Annotated in this window: 13 protein-coding genes; 6 read left to right on the top strand and 7 right to left on the bottom strand. The window is 69.5% G+C overall.

Annotation, left to right across the window (positions count from 1 at the left end; all coding sequences use genetic code 11):
* Nucleotides 1–50 precede the first annotated feature (50 nt).
* The 4 genes from ACHQ4I_RS30255 (at nucleotide 51) to ACHQ4I_RS30240 (ending at nucleotide 4,092) form a co-directional block, all read left to right on the top strand.
* Nucleotides 51–1,751: a VWA domain-containing protein gene (locus ACHQ4I_RS30255; protein WP_420775289.1), complete on the top strand. Its 1,701-nt coding sequence runs from the start codon at nucleotides 51–53 to the stop codon at nucleotides 1,749–1,751.
* A gap of 135 nt (nucleotides 1,752–1,886) precedes the next feature.
* Nucleotides 1,887–2,390: a hypothetical protein gene (locus ACHQ4I_RS30250; RefSeq protein ID WP_420775288.1), complete on the top strand. Its 504-nt coding sequence runs from the start codon at nucleotides 1,887–1,889 to the stop codon at nucleotides 2,388–2,390.
* 332 nt (nucleotides 2,391–2,722) lie between these two features.
* Nucleotides 2,723–3,526, top strand: coding sequence for a hypothetical protein (locus tag ACHQ4I_RS30245; protein WP_420775287.1), 804 nt, complete (start codon nucleotides 2,723–2,725; stop codon nucleotides 3,524–3,526).
* A 110-nt stretch (nucleotides 3,527–3,636) separates the two neighbouring features.
* Nucleotides 3,637–4,092 (top strand): hypothetical protein, encoded by a 456-nt coding sequence (locus tag ACHQ4I_RS30240; RefSeq protein WP_420775286.1) that lies wholly within the window; start codon nucleotides 3,637–3,639, stop codon nucleotides 4,090–4,092.
* 548 nt (nucleotides 4,093–4,640) lie between these two features.
* Here ACHQ4I_RS30240 and ACHQ4I_RS30235 read toward each other — a convergent pair.
* From ACHQ4I_RS30235 to ACHQ4I_RS30205, 7 genes are all read right to left on the bottom strand, one after another.
* Nucleotides 4,641–4,976, bottom strand: a complete 336-nt coding sequence (locus ACHQ4I_RS30235) for a hypothetical protein (protein ID WP_420775285.1) — start codon at nucleotides 4,974–4,976, stop codon at nucleotides 4,641–4,643.
* Nucleotides 4,977–5,081: 105 nt separating this feature from the next.
* Entirely contained in the window at nucleotides 5,082–6,521 is a 1,440-nt protein-coding gene (locus tag ACHQ4I_RS30230; protein WP_420775284.1) for a cutinase family protein, read from the bottom strand.
* Nucleotides 6,522–6,641: 120 nt separating this feature from the next.
* Nucleotides 6,642–7,655 (bottom strand): C40 family peptidase, encoded by a 1,014-nt coding sequence (locus ACHQ4I_RS30225; RefSeq protein WP_420775283.1) that lies wholly within the window; start codon nucleotides 7,653–7,655, stop codon nucleotides 6,642–6,644.
* A 7-nt stretch (nucleotides 7,656–7,662) separates the two neighbouring features.
* Nucleotides 7,663–8,685, bottom strand: a complete 1,023-nt coding sequence (locus tag ACHQ4I_RS30220) for a replication-relaxation family protein (RefSeq protein WP_420775282.1) — start codon at nucleotides 8,683–8,685, stop codon at nucleotides 7,663–7,665.
* Between the two features lie 43 nt (nucleotides 8,686–8,728).
* Nucleotides 8,729–11,251 (bottom strand): type IV secretory system conjugative DNA transfer family protein, encoded by a 2,523-nt coding sequence (locus ACHQ4I_RS30215; RefSeq protein WP_420775281.1) that lies wholly within the window; start codon nucleotides 11,249–11,251, stop codon nucleotides 8,729–8,731.
* On the bottom strand, nucleotides 11,248–12,258 hold the full coding sequence (locus ACHQ4I_RS30210; RefSeq protein WP_420775280.1) for a TRM11 family SAM-dependent methyltransferase: 1,011 nt from the start codon (nucleotides 12,256–12,258) through the stop codon (nucleotides 11,248–11,250). Before ACHQ4I_RS30210 ends, ACHQ4I_RS30215 begins: the two co-directional genes overlap by 4 nt.
* A 95-nt stretch (nucleotides 12,259–12,353) precedes the next feature.
* Entirely contained in the window at nucleotides 12,354–13,028 is a 675-nt protein-coding gene (locus tag ACHQ4I_RS30205; protein ID WP_420775279.1) for a hypothetical protein, read from the bottom strand.
* 463 nt (nucleotides 13,029–13,491) lie between these two features.
* Here ACHQ4I_RS30205 and ACHQ4I_RS30200 point away from each other — a divergent pair, with 463 nt between their 5' ends.
* Both ACHQ4I_RS30200 and ACHQ4I_RS30195 read left to right on the top strand, forming a co-directional pair.
* Nucleotides 13,492–14,418 carry a hypothetical protein gene (locus ACHQ4I_RS30200; protein ID WP_420775278.1) on the top strand — a complete coding sequence of 309 codons (927 nt, stop codon included), beginning with the start codon at nucleotides 13,492–13,494 and terminating at the stop codon, nucleotides 14,416–14,418.
* The gene (locus tag ACHQ4I_RS30195) at nucleotides 14,409–14,813 is read left to right on the top strand and encodes a pilin (protein ID WP_420775277.1); all 405 of its coding nucleotides are present in this window, start codon (nucleotides 14,409–14,411) and stop codon (nucleotides 14,811–14,813) included. The genes ACHQ4I_RS30200 and ACHQ4I_RS30195 overlap by 10 nt, the downstream gene beginning before the upstream one ends.
* The last annotated feature ends 1 nt before the right edge of the window (nucleotide 14,814 follow it).

Here is a 14,814-nt window from a genome sequence, read left to right as displayed (position 1 = left end):
CCCGGGTGCCCGCCCGGGGACACACCAACCACCGAAAGGTATCGCCCACCATGACCGCCGCTTCGCACGTGATCACCGCTCCCACCGCCCCGACTGCCGCGCCGCCCGCCCGTACCGGGTGGGAAACCCTGTCCGATGCGATGACCGCCGAAACTCCGGCAATCGCCGACCGCGACGACCTCACCGTGGTCATCGCCCCCGGCGCGGCCGATGGGAATCTCGCGATGTTCGTTCCGGAGGCGACCCTCATCGCCATCGAGGGCGCGAACCTGGGCATCGACCCTGCCACCGCCCGCCCGTGGCGGACCGCCGACCGCAACCGCTACGCACCCACCTGGGGCGCGCTCACCCACGAATGCGCCCACGCCACCCACACCCGCTGGAGTCCACCGCCGACCGCGCACCCGCAGATCGCTGGGGCGGCAATGCTTTTGGAGGAGTCCCGCATCGAGGCCGCCCAACTGCGCCGCCGCCCGAACGACCGGCACTGGTTGCGCGCGAGCACCCGCGAGCTGGTCTTCGCCGATACCGGCGGCGAGCTGGCCACCGCCCGGCTCGCGCCCACCCGCTACGCGGCCGCCCACGCCGCCGCGCTCATGCTGGCCCGCATCGACGCAGGCGTACTCGACACCGACGAATGCGCACCCGCCACTACCGCCATCGAGACCGTGCTCGGCCGCGACACCCTGCGGCAATTGCGGACCCTGTGGCGCATCGCGCACCGGCTCTCGGACACCAACACCACCGGCATGCTCGAACTCGGGCGGCGCTGGGCCGAGATCGTCGGCCCCGAACCCCACACCACCCCGCAACCAGGCTCCCCGCTGGGCGAAGCTGTCACCGGCACACTCGGGAACATCGCGAAAAACGTTGCCGCACACCCACTCCCACCCGATCCCGCCGACCTCGCCGACCAAGCCGCGCGGGAGGAGGCCCGCCACACCGACCGCGCCGACTCGACAGCGGCGCACGTGTTCGGCAAACGTCCGCGCACCGGCCGGAGTACCGGGCGCAGCACCCGTGTGCCTCGCGACACCGAACGCGCCGCCGCGCGGGTGCTGGCCCGCGCACTGAATACCGCCAGCCAGCGCGAGCGCGCGGTCACCAAGACCACCTCCGCGCTGCCGCCGGGCCGGTTGCGTATGCGTGGCGTGCTGGCCCGGGAAGCCCAGCGCGCCGCCGGGGCGGTCCCGACCGCGCAACCGTTCACCCGCACCACCGCCAAACCCGTGCCCGTGCCACCACTGCGGATCGGGATCGCCTGCGACGTGTCAGGGTCGATGGAGGACTACACCGCCGACGTGGCCTCGGCCGCCTGGATCATTGCCACCGCCGCGAAACTCGCTGTGATGCCAGCCGAAACGGCCACGCTGACCTTCGGCAGGGAGGTACTGCCGGTCACCTACCCGGGCACCGCCCCGGCGAAGGTGACCGACTTCGCCGCCACCGCCCTGTACGAGGCCATCGATACCGCCATCGATGCCCTCGACGGTGCGCTCGGACTGTCCCGGCCGCAGAACATCCGCCTACTGGTCATAATCTCCGACGGCTGCTTCCGTGACGAGCCCCGCGCCGCCGCGCAGAAACGACTGGATCGGTTGCGCGCCAGCGGCTGCGCGGTGCTGTGGCTGACACCGGAGGTGACATGGTCCAAACCGATGATCGGCGCGACCGTGCACGAACTCACCAACCCCGCCGACACCGCCGCCGCCATCGCCCGCGCCGCCGTGGCAGCCGTACGCACCGCATAACCCCGACCCCGCCACCGTGGCGCGGGACACCGAACCCCGCGCCACGGCAGCGACCCGGCCGTTTCAGGTACCGCTGAATCTCGGGCCCCCGCAATCATTTTCGACAACCCACGCAATCCCGGAAGGAAACCCACGATGACCAACGACGACACGACAACCGCCCCCGTAACCGTCACCCTGCCCGGTGCCGACTGCCCGATCCAGGTGAGTGACGAGGTCACACTCGCCGATCGGCCCGACCTACGGGCCACGGTCACCGGTGTGTACCTCTACGACGGCACCCTCGAGTGCTCACTGCGAACACCGGAAGGCACGCGTGGTGTGGCTCGTCCGTGGCATCTGCTGGCCGCCGACGGCGGCAGCGAGCAATGGCACCAGCAGATGCGCGAGCTACTCGCGGCCCAGCGCGCCCACGCGGCCGACCTCCTCGAGCGGCGGCATAACCAACTGGCCGACCAGGCCGAGGCACTCGCCCACCGGCTCGCGGCCCTCGCCACCACCCTGCGCCACGGGCACCTGCCCGACCCCGGCGACGACCCGGCCGAATTCGCCGCCCGCGAACTCGACGCCGACCTCGACGAACTGGCCGACCTGCACACCGACCTCACCACCGCCGACCTGATAACAGACGACGACTGACCACAACCGCTTCACCTCCACCACCGCCACTGCGCCCCGCGCAGTGGCGGCCTCATCTCGACGAGCCCTCGATCGCCATCGCCTCGCTAGGAAATGCGGAAGAGTCGAATTCCTCTCGCAGTATTCGAATTCCGGCGACAGAAGAGAAGAATTCGGGCGCAAATCATTCTTTTCACGATCCGCTTGACATCGGCACGGGTATCGAGCGTCCATAGTGATGGGAACGACGCCGAACCCCCCGGGGACTTTCCCCGATACGGCGTGGTTTCCGTCCCGGCCGGGACATGACCGAAACATCCACCGAAACCCCGTAATTCATGGAGGGACCTGTCATGTCCGCACGAAAGAAAAACAAAAACACCACCACCCGCCCAGCATCGGACAGCACCGACCCGACCACCACCACCACCGCCTCGGGCGACGAACCGGTCACGGGCGTGCCCGCACTGCGCACCGACACCGACAAAGCGCTGTGGGCGGCGTTGGGCAACAATCCCGGATTCACCGCCGACGAACTGGCGGGCGCGGCCGGGATCGCCGGTTCCACCACGCGACGCATCCTGTCGGGCTGGGAAACCACCGGGACCGCCCGCTCCCACCGCGACCCCGAATCCCCCCGCGCGGCGAAAACCTGGACCACCGCCGAACACGCCACGGCCGCCCCCTCCGCCGGACCCACCACGACCGAACCGGTTGCCGAGCCGACCGAACCCGCCACCGCTGACGCGGCGGAACCGGTCACCGTTGAGCCGACCGAACCCGAGACCGACTCCGTGTCTTCGCAATCCGACGCGATCGCGCAGCCGGAGAGCGTGCCCGCCGACCCCGAGCGGGACACGGGGCAGCCGGAAACGGCCGTAGCCGCCGCCCCGGCCCCCGATTCCCCGGCCCCGGTCCCGGATGCGGTAGCGGCGCAGCCCGAGTCGGCGGAGCGGTTGGCTCCGGGGGCGTTGCGGGGACAGGTCGAGGACTTCCTGCGCGATCACCCGGGCGAGGAATACACCCCGCACCAGATCGGTAAAGCCCTCGACCGGTCCAGCGGGGCGGTGCACAACGCCCTGGTCAAGCTCACCACCCTCGGCACGGCCAGCCAGACCGGCGAGGGTCCCAAGACGTTCGCCCTCGCCGAGGGCTGACCCGCCGCCTGTGCGGGCCCGGGTCCCCACGGGCAGCCCTGGGGACCTGGGCACCGCACCCGGTTTCTCGTCCGACTCGTTCGCAAATTTCCCGAAAGGCCCTACCGGTCATGAACGACATCTCCTTCCCCGCCGTCGTCGCGGCGGCTCTGCATCGTGTGTTCGCCTCCTCCCCGCACGCTCCCGACAGCCTCGAGATGTGGCTGGCGGTCACCGCCGAGGCCACCCACCAACTCACGACTCCCGGCGAACCCGTCGCGTCGCAGTGGCTTGCGGTGTTCGCCTACTACCGCCGAGAGCGCATCGGGGCCGAATACCACCCCGTCACCGCCGCTGTGCGGGTCACCACGGGACCGCTGACCGGCGTCACCTACATCGACCCCGACAGCGCCGCCCGCGCGATCGTTACGGCCTATTCCACCCCTGCCCCCGACGTCGAGGATGACGGTGACGACACGGTCGAGCTGATGACTCTGGTACCGACGTGGCGGCTGGATGTCGACCACGCCCCTGCCCCGCACGCACAGCCCGCTGTGCCCCCGGCCGCGACCCCGATGAACGGCTAGCCTGCCCGCACGCTGAAACGGCCGGTGGGGCCGAGCAGAAGATCTGCTCGGCCCCACCGGCAGCTTTGTTTGTGGAATGGCTGGTGTCGGTCTATGTGACCGGTGGGAGGCGGCATTCCGTTCGTGCGCTTGTCCCCCGAATCGCGCGCCGCAGCCTCGACTCGGACACAGGTGTCGTCGGCCCGCAGGGAGAGGTGTCCAGTGAGGCCGTCGGCCGGAGGCGGATGCTTTCGAGTCGCGAAGGTGTGGGCAAGTCGGCCAGACGGGGGCCGTCGTTGGTTCGGCAGGCTATGCAGGACAGGCGATTACGAACCACTTAGTGCGCGCACGGAGGCAAGTTCGAGTTCAACTCGAAGACGGTCCGTGCGATCTTGAGGCCCAGCTGAAAGTCCATGCCATAGAACCGCTCTGACCGACCGTGCATGCAGCCATGGAAGCCCTCTGCGGCCGTCAGAGCGACCTGCTCCAAATCCTGCGCTCTCTCCGTTCCCGGGGAGATCCAGCCATCGAGCAGAACCCAGCCGTGTGGCTCCGCAGCCCGAATATGTTCAGTAATCCGCTCCATCCCGCGGGTGGTGTGTCCGAACATTGATGTACTGCCACTCGCCGGGCCCCTGGAAATCCAAGACATACAGCCTGCCAGCGCGCACCGCACCGGTCTTGACATAACGCTCGAGCCCATAGCGAATTACTCGGGTTGCCACACGCAGGCGATCCGAAAGTGGATGATAGGGAACAGGAATCACCGGACCGAGAGCTCGCATTTCCGCTCGTATCTCGTCGATCGTCGCCTGCGGCAACAGTCCTGGAAACAGCGGCGACGTGCACGTTACGAAGCTCCAGCCGAGCGGGATCGTGGAGCGGTATCGGCGATACGTCTGCATCGAAAAGCAGCTCACCCATCGTGATAGCGGTATCCATATCGCTGGATCATTCCAGCAGTGGGCGACAGGTTTTCGCGTCAGACCCGAGCCGTCCGACCACACCATCTACTTCGTGTGGTCGATGGTGTGTTCGAGCCAGTCGAGCAGCGCGGTGGTGGCGGTGGTGTAGCCATTGGCGTGGACCCCGGTGGCGGCGAAGCGGGCCGCGTCGCTGTCCTGGCGGGCCAGATCGCCCAGCGCGGTGCTGGTAGCGGGACTGGTGGTGGCGGTGTAGGTCTGGGCGAGCGAGCCGAACCGGGTTCCGGTGAACGCGGAGGCGGTGGTCGCGAGGAGGTCGGTGGCGATGGGGACGACTCCTGACAGCGTGAGCAGGGCGGCGAGGGGGTCACCGGCGGCGAGTTTCTGTAGGGCGGTCCAGGCGATTTCCTGTGCTTGGCCGATATCGGTGGCGATCCGCACGATGTCGAGGTTCGCCAGGATGCCGACGATTTGAGCGGCCACCGCGACCCAGCCGGAGGTGTCCAGCGGCGCGGCCAGTGTCAGCGCGCGGGCCACCAGGTGCAGGTCGATTCCGGCGGCCATGCGAACGAGGGGGTTGAACTGGTTGTTCAGGTCCCCGGCGACCCGGTGCAGGCCGGGGATGTCGCCGGTGGCGATGAGCGCGGGTAGCTGGGCGAGGTCATTGATGATGGCGGGCACGTTCGCGGCGAACCCGGAAAGCCCACCCAGCACGGTGACCACCTGCGCGAGCACCTGGGAGGGGTCCAGTCCTCCGGTCGAGTCCGGGCTCGTGGCCGGTGCCGTCGTGCCCGTGCCCGTGCTGGGCACCGTTGCCGACGTCGAGTCCGGGACCGGGGTGGAGGTCACGGCGCGGCCTACCGCGGCGAGGGCCGGTGATGTCTGGGGTGAAGTCGAGCAGTAGAGGTCACCCTCGGCACACAAGCTGCGGACACGGTCGGTGAGATCACCGAAGTCCTGGGAGCGGGGACCGGCGATGCCCTGGCCGGACACGGGATCCCCGAGCTGGGCGGTGGTGGGGTCGCGGCGCGGGTCGGAGACGAGTCCGACCGCGACTACTCGGGAGGCGGGTATCGGGCCGTGGTTGTTCCCGATCGCGGTGGCGAGGTCACCGACGATGTCGGCGCCTTGGGAGTAGCCGGCGAGCACCACTCGCGTGCCCGAGCACAATCGGGCGAGGGTGGCGGTGAGTGCTTGTGCGCCTTGGGTTTGCGAGGTCGCGTAGGGGGCGGCATCGGCGGTGTAGGCGAGAGTGCGCACATCGATGTCGCTGCCGTAGCGGGCGGTGAGTCCTTCGGCGATGGGGGCCAGCATCCCCACCGGCCGCGCCGGGTCGGCGGTCGGGGTGGTCTCGGATGTGCCCGGTACCAGCAGCGCGGTCCAGCGTGGGCAGGGCGCTGCGGCGGGGGCTGGTGTTGGGTCTGCGGCGGCGACACCGGCCCCGACGACGGTCGCGGCGGTGACGGTGGCACACAGCAGCGCACGAACGGAGCGGCGGGCGTGGTCGAGCCGGTGGTGGGTGTGCATGGTGGTGGGTCTCCTGTCAGGTTCGTGCCTCGGTGCCCGGGATTCGCGGTCGCCGAGACGTTTTCGCAGAAGCAGGCGTAGGGTTCGGTAGTCGTGGAACAGCGAGCCCTCGGGGTCGGGCTACGGTGAGGCGCGGAAATCGCTCTGTGCCGCAGGGGGAATGGCTGCGGGGCGGGTAGCGGCGTAGTAGTCGTCGCCGGGATAGCGGTAGTCACTGACTTGGACGGGTGCTCCCACATCCGGTGCGTGGACCATCCGCCCGGCTCCCAGGAACAGGCCGACGTGGTGGACGTTGTTGTCGGCAGTCCCGTAGAACACGAGATCACCTGGGGCGAGCTGGTTTTCGGGGATGCGGGGGCCGGTGTGGATTTGGTCGTAGGTGGTGCGGGGCAGGGTGATTCCGGAGGTCCGGTAGGCGGCTTGGGTGAGTCCGGAACAGTCCCAGCCGCCGTTGACCTCGGGGCCGTTGCCGCCCCACACGTAGGGCTGGCCGAGCTGGCCGCACGCGAAGGAGATCGCTTGTGCGACAGCGGGGCTGGCGGCTTGGATAGTTCGGCAGTCGCCGCTGCCCGGTGGTGGGTCGAGCCGGTAACGGCTGGCTTGGGCCAGGATTTGGTCCACATACCAGTCGGCGTGGTTGTAGGCGAAGATCGCCGCGCGCAGATCAGTCTGTGCGCCGGAGTCGCACAGGTAGTGGGCTGCGGCGTGGATGGCGTCGCTGGGGTTGTAGCGCGAGGGTGGGCTCGCCCCGCCCGCAGGCAGCCGGTGTCGGGCCACCACAGCATCGAAGGTCGGTGCCAAGAACTGCATGAGGCCCCCGGCTCCGGCCGAGTTCTCCCCGTTGCGCACGCCCGGCAGAGGTGAGCGGCCGTGGTCGGTCTCGATCTTGCCGATCGCGGCGAGCACCGACCAGTCCAGACCGGGACAATCACTCGCCGCGTTCTGGTAGAGAACCAGCAGCTGCGGCGGGATGTCTTCTCGCGCTTGCGGACTCGGTGCACTGGCTGCCCCCGCCGACGAGCCGTGGGCGGGCAGTGGCTGGTCGTAGACGATGACGGTGGTGACTACGGCGGCGATGACGACGATGCAGAACACGAGGGCCGCACTGCCCGCGGCGAGTGCCTTGGCCAGCATCGGCTGCTCACCAGTACTCGAGTGTGGGCGGGCGTAGTGGTGGTGGTGGTGCGGCGAGCATGATCTGTCCGCCGAGGGTGGCCGCGCTCTGCTCGGTGTCGAATTCTGGGTCGGGTGGGGTGCGGCGTGGCCACACGTCGGCCAGTTCGTGCAGGCGCAGACGGCTTGTGCTGGTGGTGTCGAGGGGTAGCCACACTCGGTCGGCGGGGCTCGGGTGGTCGAAGGGGGCCAGGAGTTCGGCGGCGGCGGTGGCGACCGGCACCGTCTCGGGGTCGGGCAGCCGCTCCCAGGTCTGGCGGACGGCGTGGCGGGTGTTGGTCTCGCGCAGGGCGGTCGGTACCCAGAACAGGACGGGGGTGATGAGGCTGGTGGTGCGTGCCAGTTCGCTGTAGCCGTTGAGTTTGGCGGCGACTCGGGGCAGGGCGGTGCTGGCGAGGTCGTATTCGAGGAAGAAGTCCAACACCACCTTGGTGTGGGTGTAGCGGCCGAAGGCGTCGGGGCGGGCGAGGTCGCCCCACAGCCGCTGACAGCGGGTCTGGGACCACCATGCTGTGACTCGCCCGTCGCCGTCTTCCTGGTAGTGGTGGCGGTAGTGGCTGGTGAGGGTGGTGAACCAGTCGTTGACGCCGAGGGTGTGGGTCAGGTGCAGGCTGTGGGCGACGGCGAGGGTGCGTTGGTGGTTGTAGCCGAGGTCGCGCACGCTGGTCCCGGCTTCGGCGGCGAGCACCGCGGCTCCGGCGGGGGCCAGGACCCAGTGGAAGGGGGCGCTGCCTCGGGTGCGTAACGGCCGGAACCGATCCAGGACACCGTAGGTGTGCAGGCACGACAGACGGCGCAGGGCGATCTTGGGGGTGGGGAAGGCCAGTTCCGCGAGGTGGTTGGTCGTCAGGACGCGGTGCTCGTGCAGCATCCGCAGGATCCAGCGGTCACGCTCGGTCAGCCGCGCCACGAGTTCGACGGTGTCGCCCGAGCGGGGCCGGTCGGGGCGTGGTGCGCGGAGATCGGCTTGCCGATCGGGGTGGGCGATCATCAGTACGGGGAGCCTTTCTCGACGGCCTCGAGCCGGTAGCGGCTTAGGGGTGGCGGGGGTCGCGCCGGGTGGATGCCGCGCCGCTGGCGACGGCGGGTTTGCCGCCGGGCGCGGGGTTGGCGGGTGTGGTGAGTCGGGCGCGGGCGGCAGCGGCGATCTCGCGGGCGCGACCCTGAGTCGGCGCAGGGAGCGGTCGCGTGGTGAGGGTGAACGGGCGGGCGTTCTGTCCGTTGACCAGTAGGCGGGCGGCGGCGTGGAAGGCGTCGAGGTGGGTTAGGTCGTGCTCGGAGAGCCAGGGGTTGGTGTGGCGGGCCAGGTCACGGGCGTCGTCGGGAGAGACGGCGAAGATGATCTTGTTGCGGGCGTTGGCGGAGATGCCGTCGCGCAGTTCGCGGGAGAGCTGGCCGAGGTTCTGGTGGGCCAGGGACAGCGACAGGCGCAGTCCGCGGGCTTCGGCGAGCATGTCCTCGACCGGGGTGGACAGGTTCAGGAAGTTCTGTGCCTCGTCCAGCACCAAACTTGCGTCGGGGCGGTCGGAGGCGGGGATGCGGGCACGAGCGGTCACGGCTTGCCAGGTCCGCGCGACCAGCAGCGAGCCGACCAGGCGGCTGGTCTCCTCCCCGAGGGATCCTTTCGGCAACCGCGCCAGGCAGATCCCGCCGTGGTCGAGGATGTCGGCGAACTCGACCGTGGAGGGTCCGCCCGCGATCGCCGCGCGCACGAACGGCCGCAGCAGGAACGCACGCAGTTTGTTCAACAGTGGGCCGATCAACTGGGCACGGCCGGTGTCGGTGAGTTGTTCGTAGCTGTCCCAGAATCCGCGCAGCAGCGGGTCGGCGGTGGTGCGGGTGACGCGGTGGCGGAAGGCGGGTTCGGTGAGCAGGCGAGGCAGATCGGCGAGAGTGGCGGTGCCCGGTTGGGCGCACAGGGTGAGCAGGCTCGCGCGCATGATGTCGTCGGTGCGCGGCCCCCACCACTGGGAGAAGATCCGGTGGAACACGGTGACGAGGTTGTCCACCGCCAAATCCAGCCTCGCGCGCCCAATCCGGCCGATATCGAGAGGGTTCACACACGGTGGCGGGGCCGGGGAGTCGGCGTCGAACAACACCACCCGGTCACCGAGGCGGCGCGGCAGCCGGGACAGGACGTCGGTGACGAGGTCGCCTTTCGGATCGATGACGATCGTCCCGCGCCCGGCGTCGGCGTCCTCGAGGATCAACCGCGCCAGCAGCGTCGATTTCCCGACGCCTGTGGGGCCGAGGATGTGCAGGTGATGGCGGGCGTCGGAGACCTTGACCGCGACCGGGCGGCGAGCGCCGGTGTCGGCGACACCGAGGGGTTTGGTGTGGGGACCACTGGTGGGGATCTGCGGTGCCGGGGACAGGGCGCGGGCTCCGGCGCGTTGCAGCCCGGGTAGCCCGTCGTCGGTGGGCAGGTGCGCGATCGAGGCCAACTCCGGCACCGACAGCACGTCCCCGCGCCCGAGCCGCCGCTCGCCCATCAGCCGGGCGAGTCGGATGCTGCGGCGTCGCCGGTAGTAGTTGTGGTCGGTGCAGGCCCCGAACACCGTCGCCAAAGCATCCGCGCGACCGCGTGCCACCGACCGCGCTTGGGAGACCGCAGCCCGGTCGGGATCGTCGGGGACCGGGATCGAGACCGCGTAGCGCACGACGGTCTCCCAGTGCGGGCCGCGCGCTTTCACCGCTGCCGCTCGTGCGGCGGCGGTGTATTCCATCGTGGTTTGACGGTCGCCCGCCGCCGCGCCCGTCGCGCCACTGGGGCGTGTGGATCGGGTGAGGGGTCCTGGCGTGATCAGGTTCAACACGTCGCGCAGTAGCGCTCTCACGAACCCAGTGCTTGCCCCAGCGGCCCCGGCGGTGCGAGTGGCATGGGCGACGCGGCGGCCGGTGACCGGACGGGCCAGGATCTGCACGCACGCGGCCTGGCCGGGGGCGAGGTCGTCGGCGGCGGTGATCAGATCCCGCACCAGATCACCGCTGTAGTCGGTGCGCAACGGCAGCCCCTCGCGGCGGCCCAGCCGCAACTCACCTCCCGTCAGGATCCGCCGGGTGCCGTCGCTGTGGTCGGGCAGCGGGGGTCGGGTGGTCTTGCTGGTGTCGGTGTGCGCGCCGGGCCACGCCGAGGCGACCGCGCGTTCGATCAATCCCGGTGGGATGGCACCGGGGACCCAGAGCCGGATCGCGGCCCCGTCCTCTGGGGTCACGGTGTACTCGAACCCGAGGTGCGGCTGCCCCAACAGCAGCCGCGCCCAGGCCGGGCGTAGTTGCCCGATCAGGTGCGACCAGAACGCGAGCGCGCCTTTCGCGTCGACCTCGGGCGGAGTGAGCACAGTGATCTGGCGAGCACGGGCACTTAGCCGGCGGCGCCGCAGCCTCGCCACCGCCCTCGCCGCGGCGAGCACCCCGGCCACCAGGAGCGCAACCACGATTGCGGCAGGCGAGAACATGGTGTGCCCGATGGTGTCGGCGAGATCACGCAGTACCGCGCCAGGTGTGAGAATGAACCGGCCCAGCCACCCGTGCTCAGGACCTGCGGGGGCGCTCACGCGGCCACCGCCCCGGACGCGCCAGCGGTCGCACTCGTGCCCCAGAACGGGGCTGAGCCATACTGGAGTTCCGCACGAGAACTCCGGGATTCCCTTGTCGCCGAGCAATTTTCAGGCTTGCGCAGGACGACGACGTCCTCATGCGCGATCAGGTGCATGGGTAGCCCGGCGGCGCGCTGTTTGACGATGAAGTCACGCTGGAAGAAGCTGCTGCGCGCGACGAGGTCCCCGTCGGTGAGTCGCCCCAGTAGCGCGACGCAGCGCTCGACCGGAACGAGTCCGGCCAGGGTGCCGCAGGTGATCAGATGCGCGGGCAAATTCACCAACTCCGCGTGCTGCCGCCACGGCCGCGCGGTGATCACCACATGCCCACCCGGTGCAACGAACTCGGCGGCACCGGTCAGGATGCGGGTGAACCCCGACAGCAGGCGGCCGAGCCCGACGTTGGCGAGGTTGCCGCGATCCAGGACCGCGCCGTACCGGTGGTTGGACTTGCGCACGCCCTGCCCGGCGCGCACCCGGACATGGCCGTGGACGGAGTCGCCGTAGGGCGGGGAGGTGATCACCAGATCCACCCGCCCCCGCAACTCCTCCGGCAACAGGATGGGGAGTTTGCGGGCGTCACCGGTGTAGACGGCGGCGTCGAGATCGACACCCGCCTCACGAGCGAGCTCGATATTGGCGCGCGCCAACTCCGCCCACTGCGCCTCGTATTCGACACCGACCGCGCGGCGGCCGGTGTGGAGGGCTTCGACGAGGGTGGTGCCGATCCCGCACATCGGATCCAGCACGAGGTCACCGGGACGGGTGTAGGTCGCGACGGCGTGTTGCACGATCGCCGGGAACATCTTCGCCGGGTGCTTGACGCTGTCGGGGTGATACCGGCCCCGCCGCTGCATCGCGGGCGCGGTCTGGGCGGTCGCCCACACCGACACCGGCACAGCGGCGGGGCCGGTCCCTGTGCCAGTGCTGGAGTCGGTGGTGGCGGTGGTGGAGTCGAGAGTCATCGAGATTCCTTCACAAGAGCGAGCGGTCGGTCGGCGGCGGGGCGGCCCGGCCTTCCCTGGCGGCGACGGCGGGGTGCGGGCCGGGGTGGGAGGAGTCAGTCCTGGGCGGAGGGCTGGAGGAACACGAACACGTCGGCGTGCGCGACCACGTGCCGTCCAGCGCTGGGTGCCAGCGCGTCGGCCGCTGCGGTGGCTGTGATGGTGTGGCCGGTGACGGGGACAGCGATGATGTGCTGGAGGTACAGCAGATCGGCGGCCTGGGCGGCGGCCACCACCGCACCGGCCGGATCGACCAACACCCCCTCGCCGCTGTGGCGGCAGCGACCGAGCACCACCAACAGTCCGCCCATCGCCAACCGCTCCACCCCGAGCCCGGCGACCCGGTCGGCGGCGCCCACCGGATCGAAGTGATCGGCCAACAGACTCACCACGACCAGATCCACCGGCTCACCGGCGCCGGGATCGGGTTCGCTAACGCCGTGGCGGCCCAGGGCCGCCACCGTCACCAGCGCCGCCGCCGTGTCGGGCTCGGCCACATGTAGACCACCCCGGGTGGTGGGGGTAGGCCAGCCGATCAACAGCGCCCGCCCGCCCGGTACGCAGAACTCGCGCACCGCGCGAGACAGGATCGGTTCGGGCCAGCGGTCGTCGGGGTCGAAGGGCTTGCTCCCGGCGGCCCACAGAGTCGAGGGAACCGCCACCATGCCCGTCGCGGGCGAGGTGGGGCCGGTGGCGGACCGGGATGGACGCTGCGGAGTTTTCGCGGTCATACGAGGACGCTCCTGACGGTGAGAGAACGATGTGTACTCGTCTACTTCCGCCGAAAACGCTTTTTCGGGACATCGCCCACCAAAATTTATTTGATAATTTTTTGCGGATGGAATCGGTAGTCCGAGGACCGCCTTTCTGACACAGGAGTGCCGATATCGAACCGGGTCGGAACGAAGAATTTTTTAGATTTTTCTGGAGGGTTTGCCGATGGCGGTGGGGGTGATATCCGAAGCGCACCCGAACCATATCCGTGTGTATATCCGCCCAGATGGTTTGCGCTATCGCCCGGCGTCTGACCGGCGCGGAGCCGTGGATGCCTGATGATTGCTGTGTCCTCTTGGATATGGCTCGGATATGTTTCGGATGCGGTTCGGGTGTTGTTCGGGTGTGTTTTGGATATGGGTCTGCGGTGTCCTTGTGAGGTCGGAATCTTTGTTGTTTCCACCGAGCAGGGAGTTGATGGTGACGAATTCAGGGTTCGTGAATTCCTCGGGACCGCGCGGTAAGGCGCGCTCGCCGCTGGGGGTGGTGTTCTCGACGTTCGCCCCGATCGCCGGGCAGCCGGTGCCCGTCGACCCGCGACCGGCACCGGGGCTCTCCGATGGCGAGGTCGAGTCGTGGGACGGGTTACGCGAGCGGCTGTGGGATCCCGGCTTGCCGATCGCTGTGGTCGACGCGATCTGGGTGTGGCTGATCGAGCGATCCCGCGCACACGGCCACGATGCGACGCTGGTGTGCGCGAGTCTGGCGGTGCCGATGCTGGCGGGGGTGGCCGGTTTGTTCGCCGCGCCCGGCAGCCATCATCGCGACGACTTCGAGTCCGAGGTACTGACCGGGTTCCTCACCCATCTCGGATGCGTCGAGCTGGATCGGCCGGGCGTGTGGCATCGGCTGCGGTGGGCGGCTTACCGCTCCGCGATCACAGCGGTCCGGCGGCAGTGGTCGGTCGTGGCGTCGATCGCCGACCTCGACCGCGATCTAGGCCCGATGGACCACAAGAGGCTGCTGATGGTCACCCAGCCCGGCCATCCCGAGACCGTACTCGCCGAAGCCGTAGCCGCCGCAGTGATCACCACCGAGGCGGCGGAGTTGATCGCGGTCACACGATGGGAATATCGCACGCTGACCTCGCTGGCCGCCCAACGCGGGCAGTCACTGTGGAAGCTACGCAAACAACGCCGACGCGCCGAAGCCCGACTCGAGACCTGGCTGACCGAACGCGCCCTCTACGCCGGTGGCACCAGCATCGTCGAAGCCCACGCCATGAACGCGCTCTCACTCGCCGAGGGCAGCGGGCCGTCGCAAACCCGAGTTCGCCAGCCACGACAGCACTCGCCTGCACCGGCACACTCGACCACCGGGCACAGGGAGGTGCGCGCATGCGCGTGACCCGACTTTCCGACACGGTTGCAACACTCGCGGGCCGGGTGCGGCGCGGCAGTGTCCGGCGATGGTGGACGATCCCCGTGGCGGCCTGCGCGGTAGCGGTCATCCTGGTGCTGGCGGCCGGTTCGGCGGCGGCCACGCCACCAGAGCAAGTGCTGGCGATCGCGTCCTCGCTGGATCAGGTGCTCACCAACCTGCGCAACTGGCTGATCGGCATCCTCGCCGCCCTGGCGACGGTCTGCCTGACCGTCGCGGGCGCACGCTATGTGATCGGGGCGGGTGATCCGGCCGAGATGGAGAAGGCCAAAAGCGCCTTCCGTGCGGCGTGCCTGGGGTACGCGCTGGCGATGCTGGCACCGCTGATCGTCGCGGTCCTCCAATCGATCGTGGGGGCCTGAC

Source organism: Nocardia nepalensis, from assembly GCF_048910785.1.
Taxonomy (GTDB): Bacteria; Actinomycetota; Actinomycetes; order Mycobacteriales; family Mycobacteriaceae; genus Nocardia; species Nocardia nepalensis.
This window is presented reverse-complemented; position numbering and strand designations above follow the sequence as displayed.

What these genes read in the sequence shown, in the direction of transcription:
- ACHQ4I_RS30205 (WP_420775279.1), bottom strand. Translation starts at nt 13,028, where the DNA reads ATGACCGCGAAAACTCCGCAGCGTCCATCCCGGTCCGCCACCGGCCCC.
- ACHQ4I_RS30195 (WP_420775277.1), top strand. Translation starts at nt 14,409, where the DNA reads ATGCGCGTGACCCGACTTTCCGACACGGTTGCAACACTCGCGGGCCGG.
- ACHQ4I_RS30255 (WP_420775289.1), top strand. Translation starts at nt 51, where the DNA reads ATGACCGCCGCTTCGCACGTGATCACCGCTCCCACCGCCCCGACTGCC.
- ACHQ4I_RS30235 (WP_420775285.1), bottom strand. Translation starts at nt 4,976, where the DNA reads ATGCAGACGTATCGCCGATACCGCTCCACGATCCCGCTCGGCTGGAGC.
- ACHQ4I_RS30220 (WP_420775282.1), bottom strand. Translation starts at nt 8,685, where the DNA reads ATGATCGCCCACCCCGATCGGCAAGCCGATCTCCGCGCACCACGCCCC.
- ACHQ4I_RS30250 (WP_420775288.1), top strand. Translation starts at nt 1,887, where the DNA reads ATGACCAACGACGACACGACAACCGCCCCCGTAACCGTCACCCTGCCC.
- ACHQ4I_RS30225 (WP_420775283.1), bottom strand. Translation starts at nt 7,655, where the DNA reads ATGCTGGCCAAGGCACTCGCCGCGGGCAGTGCGGCCCTCGTGTTCTGC.
- ACHQ4I_RS30210 (WP_420775280.1), bottom strand. Translation starts at nt 12,258, where the DNA reads ATGACTCTCGACTCCACCACCGCCACCACCGACTCCAGCACTGGCACA.
- ACHQ4I_RS30240 (WP_420775286.1), top strand. Translation starts at nt 3,637, where the DNA reads ATGAACGACATCTCCTTCCCCGCCGTCGTCGCGGCGGCTCTGCATCGT.
- ACHQ4I_RS30230 (WP_420775284.1), bottom strand. Translation starts at nt 6,521, where the DNA reads ATGCACACCCACCACCGGCTCGACCACGCCCGCCGCTCCGTTCGTGCG.
- ACHQ4I_RS30245 (WP_420775287.1), top strand. Translation starts at nt 2,723, where the DNA reads ATGTCCGCACGAAAGAAAAACAAAAACACCACCACCCGCCCAGCATCG.